Source organism: Variovorax sp. F042 (assembly GCF_057814215.1).
Window position 1 is genome coordinate 126,046 of sequence record NZ_JBVASX010000003.1, and the last position, 14,620, is coordinate 140,665.

11 protein-coding genes and 1 pseudogene are annotated in these 14,620 nt (G+C 68.4%); 7 read left to right on the forward strand and 5 right to left on the reverse strand.

Features of this window, described 5'->3' with window-relative positions; genetic code table 11:
* Positions 1 to 3 precede the first annotated feature (3 nt).
* The 4 genes and pseudogenes from ACZYSP_RS13435 to ACZYSP_RS13450 form a co-directional block, all read right to left on the reverse strand.
* Positions 4 to 1,356, reverse strand: coding sequence for a c-type cytochrome (locus ACZYSP_RS13435; protein ID WP_093077178.1), 1,353 nt, complete (start codon positions 1,354 to 1,356; stop codon positions 4 to 6).
* Positions 1,357 to 1,467: 111 nt separating this feature from the next.
* Positions 1,468 to 3,948: pseudogene (gene ligD, locus ACZYSP_RS13440) on the reverse strand (DNA ligase D).
* Between the two features lie 15 nt (positions 3,949 to 3,963).
* Positions 3,964 to 4,908, reverse strand: a complete 945-nt coding sequence (ku, locus tag ACZYSP_RS13445; protein WP_093077048.1) for a non-homologous end joining protein Ku — start codon at positions 4,906 to 4,908, stop codon at positions 3,964 to 3,966.
* Positions 4,909 to 4,981: 73 nt separating this feature from the next.
* Positions 4,982 to 5,992 carry a succinylglutamate desuccinylase/aspartoacylase family protein gene (locus ACZYSP_RS13450; RefSeq protein WP_093077046.1) on the reverse strand — a complete coding sequence of 337 codons (1,011 nt, stop codon included), beginning with the start codon at positions 5,990 to 5,992 and terminating at the stop codon, positions 4,982 to 4,984.
* A 157-nt stretch (positions 5,993 to 6,149) separates the two neighbouring features.
* Between ACZYSP_RS13450 and ACZYSP_RS13455 the strand changes: the two genes are divergently transcribed.
* On the forward strand, positions 6,150 to 6,416 hold the full coding sequence (locus ACZYSP_RS13455; RefSeq protein WP_093077045.1) for a hypothetical protein: 267 nt from the start codon (positions 6,150 to 6,152) through the stop codon (positions 6,414 to 6,416).
* Here the strand turns inward: ACZYSP_RS13455 and rpe are convergent.
* The gene (rpe, locus tag ACZYSP_RS13460; RefSeq protein WP_093054169.1) at positions 6,406 to 7,101 is read right to left on the reverse strand and encodes a ribulose-phosphate 3-epimerase; all 696 of its coding nucleotides are present in this window, start codon (positions 7,099 to 7,101) and stop codon (positions 6,406 to 6,408) included. The two genes, ACZYSP_RS13455 and rpe, sit on opposite strands and share 11 nt — an antisense overlap.
* A 109-nt stretch (positions 7,102 to 7,210) precedes the next feature.
* On the opposite strand from rpe, the gene ACZYSP_RS13465 reads away from it, so the two are divergent.
* The 6 genes from ACZYSP_RS13465 (at position 7,211) to thiL (ending at position 14,613) form a co-directional block, all read left to right on the forward strand.
* Positions 7,211 to 8,590, forward strand: a complete 1,380-nt coding sequence (locus ACZYSP_RS13465) for an RDD family protein (protein WP_177192771.1) — start codon at positions 7,211 to 7,213, stop codon at positions 8,588 to 8,590.
* Between the two features lie 50 nt (positions 8,591 to 8,640).
* Positions 8,641 to 9,036 carry a Co2+/Mg2+ efflux protein ApaG gene (apaG, locus tag ACZYSP_RS13470; RefSeq protein WP_093054165.1) on the forward strand — a complete coding sequence of 132 codons (396 nt, stop codon included), beginning with the start codon at positions 8,641 to 8,643 and terminating at the stop codon, positions 9,034 to 9,036.
* 119 nt (positions 9,037 to 9,155) lie between these two features.
* Complete coding sequence (locus ACZYSP_RS13475; protein ID WP_093175118.1) at positions 9,156 to 11,141, forward strand: site-specific recombinase; 1,986 nt, start codon at positions 9,156 to 9,158, stop codon at positions 11,139 to 11,141.
* Positions 11,138 to 12,409: a cation:proton antiporter gene (locus tag ACZYSP_RS13480; RefSeq protein WP_093077040.1), complete on the forward strand. Its 1,272-nt coding sequence runs from the start codon at positions 11,138 to 11,140 to the stop codon at positions 12,407 to 12,409. Before ACZYSP_RS13475 ends, ACZYSP_RS13480 begins: the two co-directional genes overlap by 4 nt.
* Complete coding sequence (locus tag ACZYSP_RS13485; protein WP_093077038.1) at positions 12,406 to 13,626, forward strand: YbdK family carboxylate-amine ligase; 1,221 nt, start codon at positions 12,406 to 12,408, stop codon at positions 13,624 to 13,626. The genes ACZYSP_RS13480 and ACZYSP_RS13485 overlap by 4 nt, the downstream gene beginning before the upstream one ends.
* A 30-nt stretch (positions 13,627 to 13,656) precedes the next feature.
* A complete protein-coding gene (thiL, locus tag ACZYSP_RS13490) occupies positions 13,657 to 14,613 on the forward strand; it encodes a thiamine-phosphate kinase (RefSeq protein WP_093077036.1) in 957 nt (318 codons plus the stop codon).
* Positions 14,614 to 14,620 lie beyond the last annotated feature (7 nt).

Sequence of the window (14,620 nt, forward strand, 5' to 3'; positions counted from 1 at the left end):
CGGTCAACGCGCGGGAGCGGCCTGCGCGGACCGCTCCTTCTCGATGGCGCTGCGGATCGCGCCGACTTGCGCGGCCTGCACGGCCGAAGCCTTGTTGCCCCAGCTCTGGCGCGTGAAGCTCGCGAGCTGTGCCACTTCGTCGTCCGACAGGCGCCAGCCGAAGCCGGGCATGCCGAGCTCCGATGGCGCGACGCGCGTGGCGGGCAATTTGCTGCCTTCGAGGATCAGGCGAATCACCGAGCTCGGGTCGCCAGCCAGCACGGTGGAATTGCCGGCGATGCGCGGAAACACCTGCGCGTAGCCCAGACCGTCGCTGCGATGGCAGGCCGCGCAGTTGTCGACGTACAGCTCGGCGCCGCGCGCCGAGTTGACGCCCTGCCACAGCGCCTTGGCGGTCGCAGGGTCGGCATTGAACGACGATGGCGAGTGCGCCGAGGGCGGCAGCGCCTTGAGGAATGCGGCAATCGCCTTCAGGTCGTCGTCACTCAGGTGCTGCGTGCTGTGCACGATGGCATCGTTCATCGCACCGCCGACCACTGCATGCGATGCATTGCGTGCGCTGCGCAAGGTCGAGACGATGTCGGCGGCCGACCAGGCGCCCAGTCCGTCCGCCGGATTGCCGCGCAGGTTCACCGCCACCCATCCGTCGATGAGCGGACCGCCGGCCAGGTACTCGGGGCTGGACTCGTCCAGCGCCTTCTCCTGCATCGTCGGCGCGCGCGGCGTATGGCAACTGCCGCAATGCCCCAGGCCCTGCACCAGATATGCACCGCGCGCCACCGACATGTCGGCATAGCGGGCGGGGTCGAAGGCCACTGCATCCGGCTGCGGCGCGAATGCCTTGCGCCACAGCGCCATCGGCCAGCGCATCGACAGCGGCCAGGGAATGCCGCGTGGATGCGCCTGGGATTGGGCCGGCGCCACGCCGTGCATGAAAAAGGCATACAGCGCGCGGACGTCGTCGTCGCTCATGCGCGCATACGACGGGTAAGGCATCGCGGGGTACAGCGAATCGCCGTCGATCCGGATGCCGTGGCGCACCGCGCGATCGAAGTCGGCGAGCGTGTAGTTGCCAATGCCGCTGTCGCGATCCGGCGTGATGTTGGTGCTGTACATCGCACCGATGGGCGAAGCCAGCGGCAGCCCGCCGGCGAATGGCGTTCCGCCCGGCGACGTGTGGCAGGCCACGCAATCGCCGGCCTGGGCCAGGTAGCGGCCCTTGTCGACCAAGGCTTTCGAATTGCTGTCGGACGCGGCGGCGATGTCCCGCGTGGTCGTGGGCCACAGCGCAAGAGCCAGCACTGCAATGATGATGAGTACGGTGATGCCTGCGAAAGGCCACAGAAGTTTCTTCATCGTCATCGCAGTCTCCGTTTGCCGCTGAATGACGTCAAGCAAATGATGAGCTGCAGATGGTTCTTGATGCTTTCGACTCAGGGTCGCGTTGGAACTACTGCGCCGTGCACTTCACCCCGGCTTGTAGCCGAGCAGCTTCATCGCCGCAGCAAGCCCCTTGCGGCTGCGCTCCATCGCGGCCCAGGGCTTGTTGCCGATGTCGAAGCGCTGCGCCGCATTGGCGACGGTCCACTGCGAAGCACTTGTGAGCTCGGGCAACTCTTCCCACGCAAGCGGCACCGACACGCCCAGCCCCGGGCGCGAACGCGCCGACCACGCGCTGACGGTGGTCGCGCCGAAGCCATTGCGCAGGTAGTCGACGAAGACCTTGCCCACGCGGTTGCGCGGCCCGCTCTTGGCGACGAAGCGCGCCGGTATGGTCTGCGCGAGATGCGCCACCACGGCCTGCGAGAAGCCCTTGACGGCATCCCAGTCGTACTGGCGCCGTATCGGCACGACCACGTGCAGCCCCTTGCCGCCGCTGGTCTTCAGGAACGAGGGCAGGCCAAGCTCGTCAAGCAGCGTTCGCACCAGCATCGCGGCCTCCTGTATCTGCGGCCATGCCACGCCTTCGCCGGGGTCGAGGTCGAAGGTCATGCGGTCGGGCTTGCCGATGGCGCGCGAGGTGGCGTTCCAGGTGTGCAGCTCGATGACGTTCATCTGTGCGGCGCCGAGCAGGCCCTGCTTCGTGTCGATCTGCAGCAGCGGCTCGTGGCCCGGGTCGAGCGCGGGATCGAGCAGGCGCACGCCGGGAATCTCGCGGTTCTGCACGTGCTTCTGGAAGAACAGCTCGCCGCCCACGCCCTCGGGCGCGCGCACCAGCGACACCGGCCGGCCGCGCAGGTGCGGCAGCATGAGCCTGGCCACGCCGTCGTAGTAGGCCGCGAGCTCGCCCTTGGTGATGCCGCTGTGCATGTCGATCACGCGGTCGGCGTGGGTGATCTTCTGGGACATGGGGGTGCTCTTTCTCTTTCCTTCCTCCGGCCGCTCGCGGCGGATGTCGCGCGCGGGCTTGTCGGCGCGCAGGCCTTGAAAGACGGCCTGGCGCACGCGGTCTTCGCGCGTCCATTCGCCGAATGAAATTTCAGCCACGAGTGATGGCTTGACCCACTGCGCCTTGATGCCGCGCGGCGTGGGCGTGAACGGGCAGTCTTCGGTGGCCAGCCTGTCGAGCTTCGCCTTGATGTCGGCGAGGCGGTCGGCGTCGAAGCCCGTGCCGACGTTGCCGCAGTAGCGCAGGCGCCCGGTGGCCTCGTCGTGCACGCCGAGCAGCAATGAGCCGAAGCCCGAGCGCGTGCCCTTGGGCGTGGTGTAGCCGCCGATCACGAATTCCTGGCGCTGCTGGTTCTTGAGCTTGATCCAGTCGGGCGAGCGGCGCGACACATACGGCGAGCCCTTGCGCTTGCCGACGATGCCCTCGAAGCCGATGCGCGCCGACGACGCGAGCAAGTCGCGCGGCGAGGCGTCGAAGGTTTCGCTCAGGCGCAGCAGCGCGGGCGGCTTCTTGCCGAGCAGCTGTGCGAGCCGTGCGCGGCGCTCCTCGACCGGCAGGTCGCGCAAGTCTTCGCCATCGAGAAAAGGCGCGTCGAACAGCCAGTAGACGATGGACGATGTCGCACCGCTGTCGAAGGCGTTCTGCAGCGCCTGGAAGTCGGGTGCGCCGTTTTCGCCGTCGACGGTGATCTCGCCATCGAGCTAGGCCGAATCGGTGGGCAGCTTCGCGAGGGCCTTGGCGAGCGCAGGCAGCTTCGCGGTCCAGTCATGGCCGTTGCGGGTGAAGCAGCGGACCTTGCCCCTGTCGATGCGCGCGAGCAGGCGGTAGCCGTCGAACTTGAGCTCGTAGAGCCAGTCGTTGGGGGACGGCGGTGGCGAAGCCGCGAGAGTGGCGAGCTGGGGCTGGAAGGTGGCGGGCAGTGCTGTCTTCTTCGCGGGCGCCTTCTTTGTTGCGACTTTCTTCGGCGGCTGGTCCACCTCGTCCACGTCGCGCCCAGTAATCACGCTGGCCGGTTGTTCTTCGAGCACGTCGTAGTCGTCGAGCGCACGCGCATCGCCGTCGCGCTCCTTGATGAGCAACCAGGGCTCGTGCTTCTCGTCGCCCTTGCCGTGCATGCGCACCAGCGTCCAGTGGCCGTGCAGCTTCTCGCCGCGCAGCTCGAACTTGAGCTTGCCGGCCGCGAGCGCCTTGCGCGCATCGCCGTCGGGCAGCCAGTCGCCGCGGTCCCAGACGATGACGGTGCCCGCGCCGTACTGCTTCGGCGGGATCGTGCCCTCGAAGCCGGCGTAAGAGATCGGATGGTCTTCGACGTGCACGGCCATGCGTTTCACGGTCGGGTCGAGGCACGGCCCTTTAGGCACGGCCCAGCTCTTGAGCGTGCCGTCGAGTTCGAGCCTGAAGTCGTAGTGCAGATGGCTCGCGTGGTGCTTCTGGATGACGAAGGACAGCACGCCCTTGCCATTCCTGCCGCCGGCCTTGGGTTCGGGCGTGCGGGTGAAATCGCGCTTGCCGTGGTAGCGCGCCAGCGCCTTGCGCGCGGTCGATGCGGTGGTACCCATGGCGGCAGGCCGGCGTCAGGCGGCGCGGCGATGTCGGACCGGGGCCTTGCGCGCTGCTGTCTTGGCGGCGGGCTTGCGCTTCTTCGCCGCGGCCTTGGGTGGGGGAGCTTCTTCTTCGCCGGCAGCCTTCGCCTTGCCGCGCAGGCTGCGCTGCAGCAACTCGGTCAGGTCGATGATCTTGGCGCCGCGGCCTTCGGTGGACTGCTCTTCTTCAGGCTCGGGCTGCGTCACGGTCTCGGTCTGGCCGGCCTTCACCTTCTTGTCGATCAACCGAAGGATCTCGTCCTTGAACTCGTCCTTGAATTCGTTCGGGTCCCAGTCGGCGCTCATGTCGTCGACCAGCTGCTTCGCCATCTTGAGCTCGCGCTCGCTCAGGCCTGCCTTCTTCGCATCTTCGGAGGGCAATGGCAGGTCGGTCCACGGGCGGATGTCGGCGCCCCAGCGCAACAGGTTCAGCACGAGGCCGGGGCCGACGGGCACCAGCACGGCGAGGTGCTGCTTGGTCTGGATGACGACACGCGCCACGCCCACGCGCTCGCTGCGCTGCAGGGTTTCGCGCAGCAGCGCGTACACCTTGGCGCCGCGGTTGATGGGCGCCACGTAGTACGGCCGCTCCAGGTACACGAAGGGAATGCCGTTGGCCGGCACGAAAGTCTCGATCTCGATGGTCTGCGTGGTCTTGGGGTAGGCGGCCGCGATCTCCTTGTCGCTGATCACCACGTACTCGCCGTCCTCGTATTCGACGCCCTTCACGATCTGCTCGCGCGCGATCTCCTTGCCGGTTTTCTTGTTGATGCGCTTGTAGCCGACCGGGTCCATGGTCCGCTTGTCGAGCCAGTCGAAGTCGATGCCGTGGTCGGTGGTGGCCGAATAGAGCGCCACCGGGATGTGGACGAGGCCGAAGCTGATGGCGCCCTTCCAGAGGACGCGCGGCGCGGGGGCTTTTTTCGAGACTGGCATGGGCACACTCCTTCAGTCTTGGAATGTGCGCCGCCCCTGTGCGGGCGATGTAGGAGCGCGGCGTCAGGCTTCGTCAGGCCGCGCCGGCCACCGGCCCAAGCCGGCGCTCGCTCGGGCGCGCGAAATAGAACCACTCGGCACCGGGCAGCGCCATCGCGTTGGGGAACACGATGAAGCCGTCTTCGGGCGCGCTCAACAGCGTGCCGTCGTGGCGCATGCCGATGGGCTCGCCGCGCTGCACTTCGTCGAAGGTGGCCCAGTCGCGCACGAAGCTGTCTTCCTCGTGCAGGCGGTCGGTCACGCTGGCCAGGCGCAGCAGCTTGGGAGGCTGCACCGGCGCACCCGACAGCCCTTCGGGCAGCGCCGCCATGCCCAGCAGCGCAAGCGTGCGTCGGATGGCGCGCCACGCCACCTCGGGTGCCTGCGGGTCCAGGTGCTGGCCGCATTCGAGCGTGACGCCGTAGCCGCCGCGGCTGCGGATGTATTCGTTGGTGCCGCGGCCGAAGTCGAGCGCAGCCTCGTCTGCCGGCGTGCCGCCCGCGCGCTGCGCGAGGCCGGCGGCGTAGATGTCGAGCCAGCCCTCCACCACGATGGGCGTGCCGATGTGCAGCGCGAGCTGGCCCTCTTCATACGAACGGGCGAAGGGCTCCAGCGTGCCGGTGTTGTCGCGCGGACCGATCATGGCAAAGGCCTCGCCCTCGCTCTGGAAGGAATGCAGGTCGAGCAGCACTTCGTGGCGCGCGATCAGCGGCGCCAGCACGTTGGTCACGCGGGCTTCGTAGTCGGCCGGTGCCTCGGTCGGGCGGAACAGGCGGTTGAGGTTGCGCTCGCCCTCGCGCTGCAGTCGGCGCCGTGCGAGCGGATTGGCGACGGGCACCAGGGTCAGCTCGCCGCGCCGCAATTGCAGGGTGCCGGCCTCGAACTCGCCCAGGATGCGCTCGATGCCCAGGGTGCCGGAGACTTCGTCGCCATGCACGCCGCCCATCACGAGCAACCGGGGACCGGGGTTCAGCGAGGCGAAGGCGTGGATGCGCAGGCTGTCGGTGGCAATGCCGGCAAATGGATCTGAGGGATCGGAGGACATCCGGGGATTATTGCGGAGCCCCTTCCCTGCGCGCAAAGGCGCTATTTATTTCATAGCATCATGGTGGCCCACGCCCGCCTACAGGGGCTGCCTTGCATGTCCTACCGCCCCGGCGGCAGTCGCGACACAGGCTCGTTCTTCATTGAAGGAGCCCCGCATGAGCAAGAGCAGCAAGAGCAAGACCGCGCCGGCCGATCCTCAAAAGGATGCCGGCGGCGGCAAGACCAAGGTGGAGCAAGGCGGCGAATCGGCGCCGCGCCTGCCGCACGAGCACGACCAGTCGTCCGACAGCCAGCAGACGCCGGACGGCCGTCCGACCGAGGTGGGCCGCCAGGCCCATGAAGACGTGGAGCGCGGTTTGGTCGATACCGACCGCGGGCTGGAGGCCAACCGCGTCTACAAGAGCGGGAAGATCAAGCGCTGACGACGCCCGCCAGCTGCTTGCGCATGTCGGTGATGACGGCGCCGTAGTCCTTGGCGTTGAAGATGGCGCTGCCCGCCACGAAGGTGTCGGCGCCGGCCGAGGCCACGCGGGCGATGTTGTCGGCCTTGATGCCGCCGTCCACCTCGAGGCGGATGTCGCGCCCGCTCTGCTCGATGCGCTTGCGCGCGAGTTCGATCTTGCGCAGGGCCGAGTCGATGAAGCTCTGGCCGCCGAAGCCGGGGTTCACGCTCATGATCAGGATCAGGTCGATGTCGTCGATGGCCCAGTCGAGCGCCTCCAGGCCCAGCCCCGGGTTGAACACCAGCCCGGCCTTGCAGCCGGCCGCCTTGATGGCCTGGATGCTGCGGTGCGTGTGGGGCGAGGCGTCGGGGTGGAAGCTGATGTAGTCGGCGCCCGCTTGCGCGAAAGAGGCCGCCAGTGCGTCGACCGGCTGGATCATCAGGTGCACGTCGACGGGCACCGGGGTGCCGTCGGCGGTCTTGGCGTAGGGCTTGAGTGCCTGGCAGATCATCGGGCCGAAGGTCAGGTTCGGCACGTAATGGTTGTCCATCACGTCGAAATGGATCCAGTCGGCGCCGGCCGCAATCACGTCGGTCAGTTCTTTGCCGAGGTGCGCGAAGTCGGCGGACAGGATGGAGGGCGCGATGCGAAACGGGGTGCTCATGCCCCCGATTGTCGCTTCAGCCCCGCCCGCTTGTCCTTGGAGCAAGGAGTACTTCCCGATACATTTGTGTGGCCCGCAGAGGGCGGCACTACAAGACGGGGGAGCTTCCATGGACGAGGGCTGGTGGTACGCACGGGGCGAAGACAGGCAGGGTCCGTTGTCGGTCGCGCAGATCCATGAACGCATTCGCACGGGCGTCATCGACGCGCAGACGCTGGTCTGGCGTCCGGGGCGGCTGGCCTGGAAGCCCCTGCACCAGGTCGAGGAACTGATGCTGCCCGGCATGCGCATGGAGCCCGTGCTGCTGCCGGACTTCGGGCCCGCCGCCGTGCGCGAGGCGCCGCCTTTGCCCGACGAGCAAGCAGCCTCGGACCACCCGATGCCCGCGCCGCAGTCCGCGCGCCCCGACCCGGAACCGTGGCTGTCCGACGGCCCCCTGGAGGCACCAGCACCGCAAAGGCGCGACCCCGGCCTGCCGGCGGCCGGCCCGTGGCGCCGCTTTTTCGCCCGTCTCTTCGACGTCTGGACGATGTGCTTGCCCGCCGGCTTCTTCATGGCCGCGGTGGTGGGCCGCATCTGGCCGGCCTTCGGCCTGTGGATGGAAAACCCGTCGTCCACGCCGACGCTCGGGATCATCTTCCTGCCCGTGGCGCTGGTCTTCGAAGCCATCGTCTTCGGCCTGTTCGGCACGACGCTGGGCAAGCTGCTGTTCGGCGTGCGGGTCAGGCTGCGCGACGGCGGGCGGCCAACCTTCCTCCAGTACCTGGGACGCGTGGCGTGGATGTACCTGTCCGGCCTCGGCCTGGGCATTCCCTTCGTCACGCTGTTCACCATGGGCCGCCAGTTCTTCGAGGTGAAGGAGGGCCGCCCCGCCACCTACGACGCAAAGCGCTACCTGGTGCAGGCGGCTGGAACCGGCGTGTTGCGCACGGGCCTGGCCGTGACCGCACTGGCGGGCCTCGTGGCCGGCGTGGTCTTCATCAACCAGCGCGAGGCGCAAAGAAGCATGCGCTTCTACGCCGGCTTCGAGTGGACGAACCCCGTCACGAAGCTGCGCGCGAGCATCCCGCGCGGGTGGCAATACCGGGAGCAGTCCAACACCACCGGCGACGTGGTTCACACCTTCTTCTCGGACACCGTGGTCGCGGTCTTCGCCGTGGAAGGTGGCATGGAGCAGGTGAGCCTGGACGAGTACCAGCGGATCTGGGCGATGGCGGTGCGCCCGTCGATGGAGCTGGACGCACGCGCGCGCCCCATCAACGTCAAGGGCCGCCTGGGCCTGCAGATGAAGGGTGCGATGACCGCGGACGCCTCGCGGCACGTGGACGCCACGCTGCTGAAGAGCGGCACCCAGGTCTGGCGCATCGTGCTGGTCGGCACCTCGGACCGGGACCCGGACACGGCCGCCACCGCGGCGCTGCGCGACCTGCTGTTCCAGACCGTTCCGGCCGCAGCGCCCGAGAACACGCCGAAGGGCAACACGATCTGACATCGCCCGGCGGACCCGGGGGGAGAGGGCCTGCAGTTACCATCGCGCCCATGTCACACAGCCCCTTCAGCGTGCAAGTCGAACCGCGCTACCTGGCCGAACAGTCGTCGGCCAAGGACAACATCTACACCTTCTCGTACACGGTCACCGTCACCAACACGGGGACGGTGGCTGCCCAGCTGATCGCCCGCCACTGGCTCATCAACGATGCCTCGGGCCATGCGCAGGAGGTCAAAGGCCTCGGCGTGATCGGCCAGCAGCCGCTGCTGGCGCCCGGCGAATCCTTCCGCTACACGAGCGGCTGCCGCCTGCAGGCGCCCAGCGGGACGATGCATGGCAGCTATTTCGTGGTGACGGAAGAAGGCGAGCGCTTCGACGTGCCGATTCCGATGTTCGTGCTCGAAGCGGACGTGGGCGGAGCCCCCGTCTCCCGCGTGCTTCACTAGGTACTCCCCCAGGCTTCGCGCACTTCGTGTCGCTTCGCCACCCCCCTCGCCGGGGGCAACACCTGCGGCCCGGCAAAGCCGGTTCCGCGGCGTTCCCCGGCGCTTGACGAGATCGTTCCATGGCTGCCGCATCGCGCGACTTGCAGGGGCTGCTTGCCGGCCTCGACCCGACAGCCGACGTGGCACAGCGCCACATCTGGCTCATCAATATCTTCGACTGGCTGCGCGGCGACCGCGCCTCGCCCCAGGCGGCAATCGGCCGCGTGCAGCTGCTGCTCGACGCCATCGAGGCGCGGCCCGAATTGCGCGAGCGGCTGCGCGCCTGGTGGCGCGTGTTCACGCAGGCGGTCGACCTGACCACGCTGCTGGCCGACTACGGCTTTGCGCCGCGCACCGCCTTCGCCAGCGAGCTGGGCGAGCGGCTGCGCCGCAAGATCCTGCCCGGCACGCCCGAGACCACCGACGCGTCGGACCTGTTCCGCATGGTGCTGCCCGGCGTGTTCGACGCGGGCTGGATCGCTCTGCTCGACGAAACGCAGCTGGCCCGCATCGGCGCGCTGCTGGCCGATGCGGCGCTGGACGACGACGGCGCGCCGCGCTGGCGCCACACGGTGATGGATGCCGTCACCTACTGCAGCAGCCAGGTGGTTGCGGCCGGTTTCTCGCCGGAGCTGCGCCTGCGCATGAGCACCGAGGTGCTGGGCCAGGGGCGCCCTTTCCATTCGCTGATGGCCGACCTCGACGAACTGCGCGAGCAGATGTTCGACCGGCCCGGCGAGCCCCGCGACGAGGAGGCGCTGCAGGCTGCCTTCTTGGCCTTCCGCGACCGGCTCGACGCCTGCCGGGCCGGCGCCGCCTCGGTCTACACGCACCTGGAAGACAACGGCATCTCGGTCGGCCTGGTGTTCCGGCTGCGCCAGTTGCGCGAGCGGGTGTTGCGCATTCGCGAGCTGCTCGACTGCCTGATGGCGCCCAACCCCGCGCCCAGCGTGGCGCGACTGGTAGGCCGGCTGGTGCTGGCGGGCGGCGAGCGCAACAGCATCCGCGCGCTGATCGCTTCGAACTCATCGATGCTGGCCGCCAAGGTGACCGAGCGCAGCGCCGAGACCGGCGAGCACTACATCACCCGCGACCGCGCCAGCTACCTGCAGATGGTGAAGAAGGCCGCGGGCGGAGGCGCCCTCACGGCCATCACAGTGCTGCTGAAGTTCGGCATCTACGCGCTGGGCCTGTCGGCCTTCTGGAGCGGGCTGGGCGCGGGGCTGATGTATGCGGCCAGCTTCGTCGCGATCCAGCTGCTGCACCTGACGCTGGCCACCAAGCAGCCCGCGATGACGGCGCCGGCCATGGCGGCGCGGCTGCGCGACATCGATTCGGACGGCGCGGTGAACGATTTCGTCGACGAGGTCGCGAACCTCGTGCGCTCGCAGGTGGCGGCGGTGCTGGGCAATGTGCTGGTCGTGGTGCCGGCGGTGGTGAGCATCGCGCTGCTGGCCCAGCTGGCGCTGGAACGACCGTTGCTCGACGCCGCGCATGCCGCAGCCACGCTGAAATCGCTTTCGCTGGCGGGGCCGACCGCGCTTTACGCGGCAATCACCGGCATCCTGCTGTTTTCGGCCAGCATCGTCGCCGGATGGACAGAAAACGCCTTTGTCCTGCATCGCATGGACTCCGCCATGCGTTACAACCCCCGCATCGGCGCTTTTCTCGGCGCCGCACGGGCCCGCCGCTGGGCCGATTTCATGCGCACACACATCTCAGGCTTCGCCTCCAACATCTCGCTGGGACTCATGCTCGGGCTGCTGCCCGCGTTCGCGGGTTTCTTCGGGCTTGGCCTTGATGTGCGGCACGTGACACTCTCGGCCGGACAGATCGCCGCAGCCGCGGCATCCACCGGCCTCGGGGTGCTGCAGCAGCCCGCGCTGTGGTGGGCGGTAGCGGCGATCCCGGTCATTGGCGCGCTCAATGTGAGCGTGAGTTTCTACTTTGCTTTCCGCCTGGCGCTGCGCGCGCACAGCGTGAGCCTCGGTGACCGCGCCCGCATCCGCAGCGCGATCTGGGCCCGCTGGCGCAGCCGGCCGGTGAGCTTTTTCCTGCCTGGATGAATTTGACGAGCTTCCTCAACGATCTGCTGGGCTTCTGGTCCGAATGGGTGCGCCCCTCGGCGGGCCTGCCCACCGTGCTGTGGTCGCTGCTGCTGGCGGCGGCGGCGGCTTCCGGCCACCTGGTGCAACGCTATCTTGGGTTTCCCAAGGTCATCGGCTATTCGCTGGTGGGCGCGGTGGTGGGCTTTGCCGGCTTCGAAGGCGCGATCTGGCCGCTGCGCGGCATCAGCCTCTTTCTGCTCGAACTCGGCGTGGCCGTGGTGCTGTTCGAGGCCGGCGGGCGGCTGCCGCTGCGCTGGTTCCGCCATAACCCGATGGTGCTGGTGCAGAGCCTGCTCGAAGCCACGCTGACCTACTTCGGCGTGTACTGGGTGCTCACGCTGCTGGGCCTGCCCGAGCCGGTGGCCAACCCGATCGCGCTGATGGCCATCGTCGCCTCTCCGGCGGTGCTGAGCCGCGTGATCATCGACACCCGCGCCGCCGGCCCCGTGACCGAACGCGCGATGACGCTGGCCACGCTCAACACCTTCTACGCACTGGCACTTGGCTATGCGCAGGCCGGGCTGATCGAGCGCGCGCCGCAGACGATGCTGCAGAAGCTCTATCCGGTGGCGGTGGTGCTGGGCCTGTCGTTCGTGGTCGGCGGGATCATGGCGCTGGCGCTGCGTTCGGCCCTGCGGGTGATGAGCCCGTCGAGCGAGAACACGTCGATCCTGCTGCTGGCGATCATCGCGGCGGGCGCCGCGCTCACCGCGCACATCGGCGGCTCGGCGCCGCTGGCAGCGTTGATCGGCGGCGTGCTGTTGAAGACGCTCAACCCCAAGCCCTGGGCCTGGCAGCGACAGTTGGGTACTGCCGCCTCGCTGCTGACCATGCTGATGTTCGTGCTGGTGTCGATCGTGGCGGCGCAGGCCGACTGGACATTACCCGTGGCCAGCGTGGTGCTGGCCGTGATCGGCGTGCGCCTGCTGGCCAAGATTTCGGGCGTGGCCATTGCCAACCCGGGCAGCGGCGCGAGCTGGAAGCAGGCCTTCTGGGTCGGCTGTGCGATGTCGCCGCTGTCGTCGATTGCGCTGCTCATTGCCTCCAATTTCGCCACGGCATCGCCGCTGCTGGGCACGATGATCACGCAGGTGGCCCTGCCCTCGATTTTGCTGATGGAGGTGGTGGGCGCGATGCTCGCCACGGTGGCCATCCATGCGGTGGGCGAAAGTTCGGTGCCCTGGATGCCCCAGGCGTTCAGCATCACGGAGGACACGCAGCGATGAGCACCGCAACCAACAACCACAACAACACGCCTATCGACCCGGACAGCGACGACGTCCGCTCGGCGCCGCTGCCTTCGGACCCGGAGAGCCGCGCGGTCAAGCTCGAACCCTTCAACAAGTCGGAAGCGCTGTCGCTCGGCGTGGAGCTGGAGCTGCAGCTCGTGAACACGCACGACTACGACCTGGCCCCGTACGCCGAGGACATGCTGCGCCTGATGGCGCAGACCCCGCTGCCCGGCAGCGTGGTGCCCGAGATGACGTCGAGCATGATCGAGATCTCGACCGACATCTGCCACTCGGCGCAGGACGTGATCACGCAGCTGTCGCCCATTCGCGAGGCGCTGATCCGCAATGCCGACAAGCTCAACATCGCGGTGGTGGGCGGCGGCACGCACGCGTTCCAGCAATGGCACGAGCGGCGCATCTATGACAAACCGCGCTTTCGCGAACTGTCGGAGCTGTACGGCTACCTGAGCAAGCAGTTCACCATCTTCGGCCAGCACGTGCACATCGGCTGCCCCGATGCCGATTCGGCGCTGCTGATGCTGCACCGCATGTCGCGCTACATCCCGCACTTCATTGCGCTGTCGGCGTCTTCGCCCTTCGTGCAGGGGCAGGACACGCAGTTCGACTCGGCGCGGCTGAACTCGGTGTTCGCGTTTCCGCTGTCGGGCCGCGCGCCCTTCACGCTGAGCTGGAAGGAGTTCGAGGCGTACTTCGAGCGCATGACCCGCACCGGCGTCGTGCGCAGCATGAAAGACTTCTACTGGGACATCCGCCCCAAGCCCGAGTTCGGCACCATCGAGATCCGCGTGTTCGACACACCGCTCACCGTCGAGCGCGCCGCCGCGCTCGCGGGCTACGTACAGTCGCTGGCAGCGTGGTTCCTGCAGGAGCAGCCCTTCGAGCCGACGGAAGACGACTACCTCGTCTACACCTACAACCGCTTCCAGGCCTGCCGCTTCGGGCTCGACGCGGTGTACGTCGACCCGGCCACCGGCCAGCACATGCCGCTGCGCGACCACATCCTGATGACGATGACCCAGCTCGAATGGCACAGCGAGGCGCTCAACGCCACGCAGGCGCTGGGCGAGCTGCGCACCAGCGTGGAAGCCAACCGCAACGACGCGCGCTGGCTGCGCGAGAAGCAGGGGAAAGAGCGGCTGCTGGCCGAAGTGGTGCGGCAGGCGTCGCTGCGCTTCCGCGGGCAGGCCTGAGCACGGCCTCAGCCCTTATGCTCACCCCCCATGGGTGAATTCGACCTGATCACGCGCTACTTCAAGCGCCCCGCCACGCGCTCCCCGCTGGGCGTGGGCGACGACTGCGCGCTGCTTGCGCCCGCTGCGGGCATGCAGCTCGCCGTGTCCTCCGACATGCTGGTCGAGGGCCGGCACTTTCTTTCCACCGTCGATCCGGCGCGGCTGGGCCACAAGGCGCTGGCGGTGAACCTCAGCGACCTGGCGGCCTGCGGTGCGAAGCCGCTGGCCTTCACGCTCGCGCTCGCGCTGCCGGGCGTCGACGAGCCCTGGCTCGAGGGCTTCTCGCGCGGCCTGTTCGCGCTGGCCGATGCGCATGGCTGCGAGCTGGTGGGCGGCGACACCACGCGCGGCCCGCTCAACATCTGCATCACGGTGTTCGGCGAAGTGCCGGCCGGCGCGGCGCTGCTGCGTTCGCGCGCGCGCGCGGGCGACGACATCTGGGTGAGCGGCACGCTGGGCGATGCGCGGCTGGCGCTCGAGGTGTTTCGCGGCACGATCGTGCTGTCGGCCGAGGCTTTCGAATCGACGCGCATGCGCATGGAGCAGCCCACGCCGCGCGTGGCGCTGGGGCAGGCCTTGCGCGGCATCGCCTCTTCGGCGGTGGATGTGAGCGATGGGTTGATCGGCGACCTGGGCCACATCCTCGGTTCGAGCGGCGTGGGCGCCACGCTCGATGCCGATGCGGCCACGGCCCTGATCGCTGCCGAGGCGCCCGGCCTGCGCACCGAGCTCTTGCGTACCTGCGCGCTCTCGGGCGGCGACGACTACGAGCTGGTCTTCACCGCTCCCGCCTCGGCGCGCGACGCGGTCACGCAAGCCGGCTTGAACAGCGCCACGCGCGTCACGCGCATCGGCCGCATCGAGGCCGATGCCGGCCTGCGCATCGTCGATGCAACCGGCGCGCCGGTGTCACAGCGCTTCGGCTCGTTCGACCACTTCGTCTGAGCTCTTG

Coding starts and splice junctions, on each gene's coding strand:
- ACZYSP_RS13435 (WP_093077178.1), bottom strand. CDS start 1,356: ATGAAGAAACTTCTGTGGCCTTTCGCAGGCATCACCGTACTCATCATC.
- ku (WP_093077048.1), bottom strand. CDS start 4,908: ATGCCAGTCTCGAAAAAAGCCCCCGCGCCGCGCGTCCTCTGGAAGGGC.
- ACZYSP_RS13450 (WP_093077046.1), bottom strand. CDS start 5,992: ATGTCCTCCGATCCCTCAGATCCATTTGCCGGCATTGCCACCGACAGC.
- ACZYSP_RS13455 (WP_093077045.1), top strand. CDS start 6,150: ATGAGCAAGAGCAGCAAGAGCAAGACCGCGCCGGCCGATCCTCAAAAG.
- rpe (WP_093054169.1), bottom strand. CDS start 7,101: ATGAGCACCCCGTTTCGCATCGCGCCCTCCATCCTGTCCGCCGACTTC.
- ACZYSP_RS13465 (WP_177192771.1), top strand. CDS start 7,211: ATGGACGAGGGCTGGTGGTACGCACGGGGCGAAGACAGGCAGGGTCCG.
- apaG (WP_093054165.1), top strand. CDS start 8,641: ATGTCACACAGCCCCTTCAGCGTGCAAGTCGAACCGCGCTACCTGGCC.
- ACZYSP_RS13475 (WP_093175118.1), top strand. CDS start 9,156: ATGGCTGCCGCATCGCGCGACTTGCAGGGGCTGCTTGCCGGCCTCGAC.
- ACZYSP_RS13480 (WP_093077040.1), top strand. CDS start 11,138: ATGAATTTGACGAGCTTCCTCAACGATCTGCTGGGCTTCTGGTCCGAA.
- ACZYSP_RS13485 (WP_093077038.1), top strand. CDS start 12,406: ATGAGCACCGCAACCAACAACCACAACAACACGCCTATCGACCCGGAC.
- thiL (WP_093077036.1), top strand. CDS start 13,657: ATGGGTGAATTCGACCTGATCACGCGCTACTTCAAGCGCCCCGCCACG.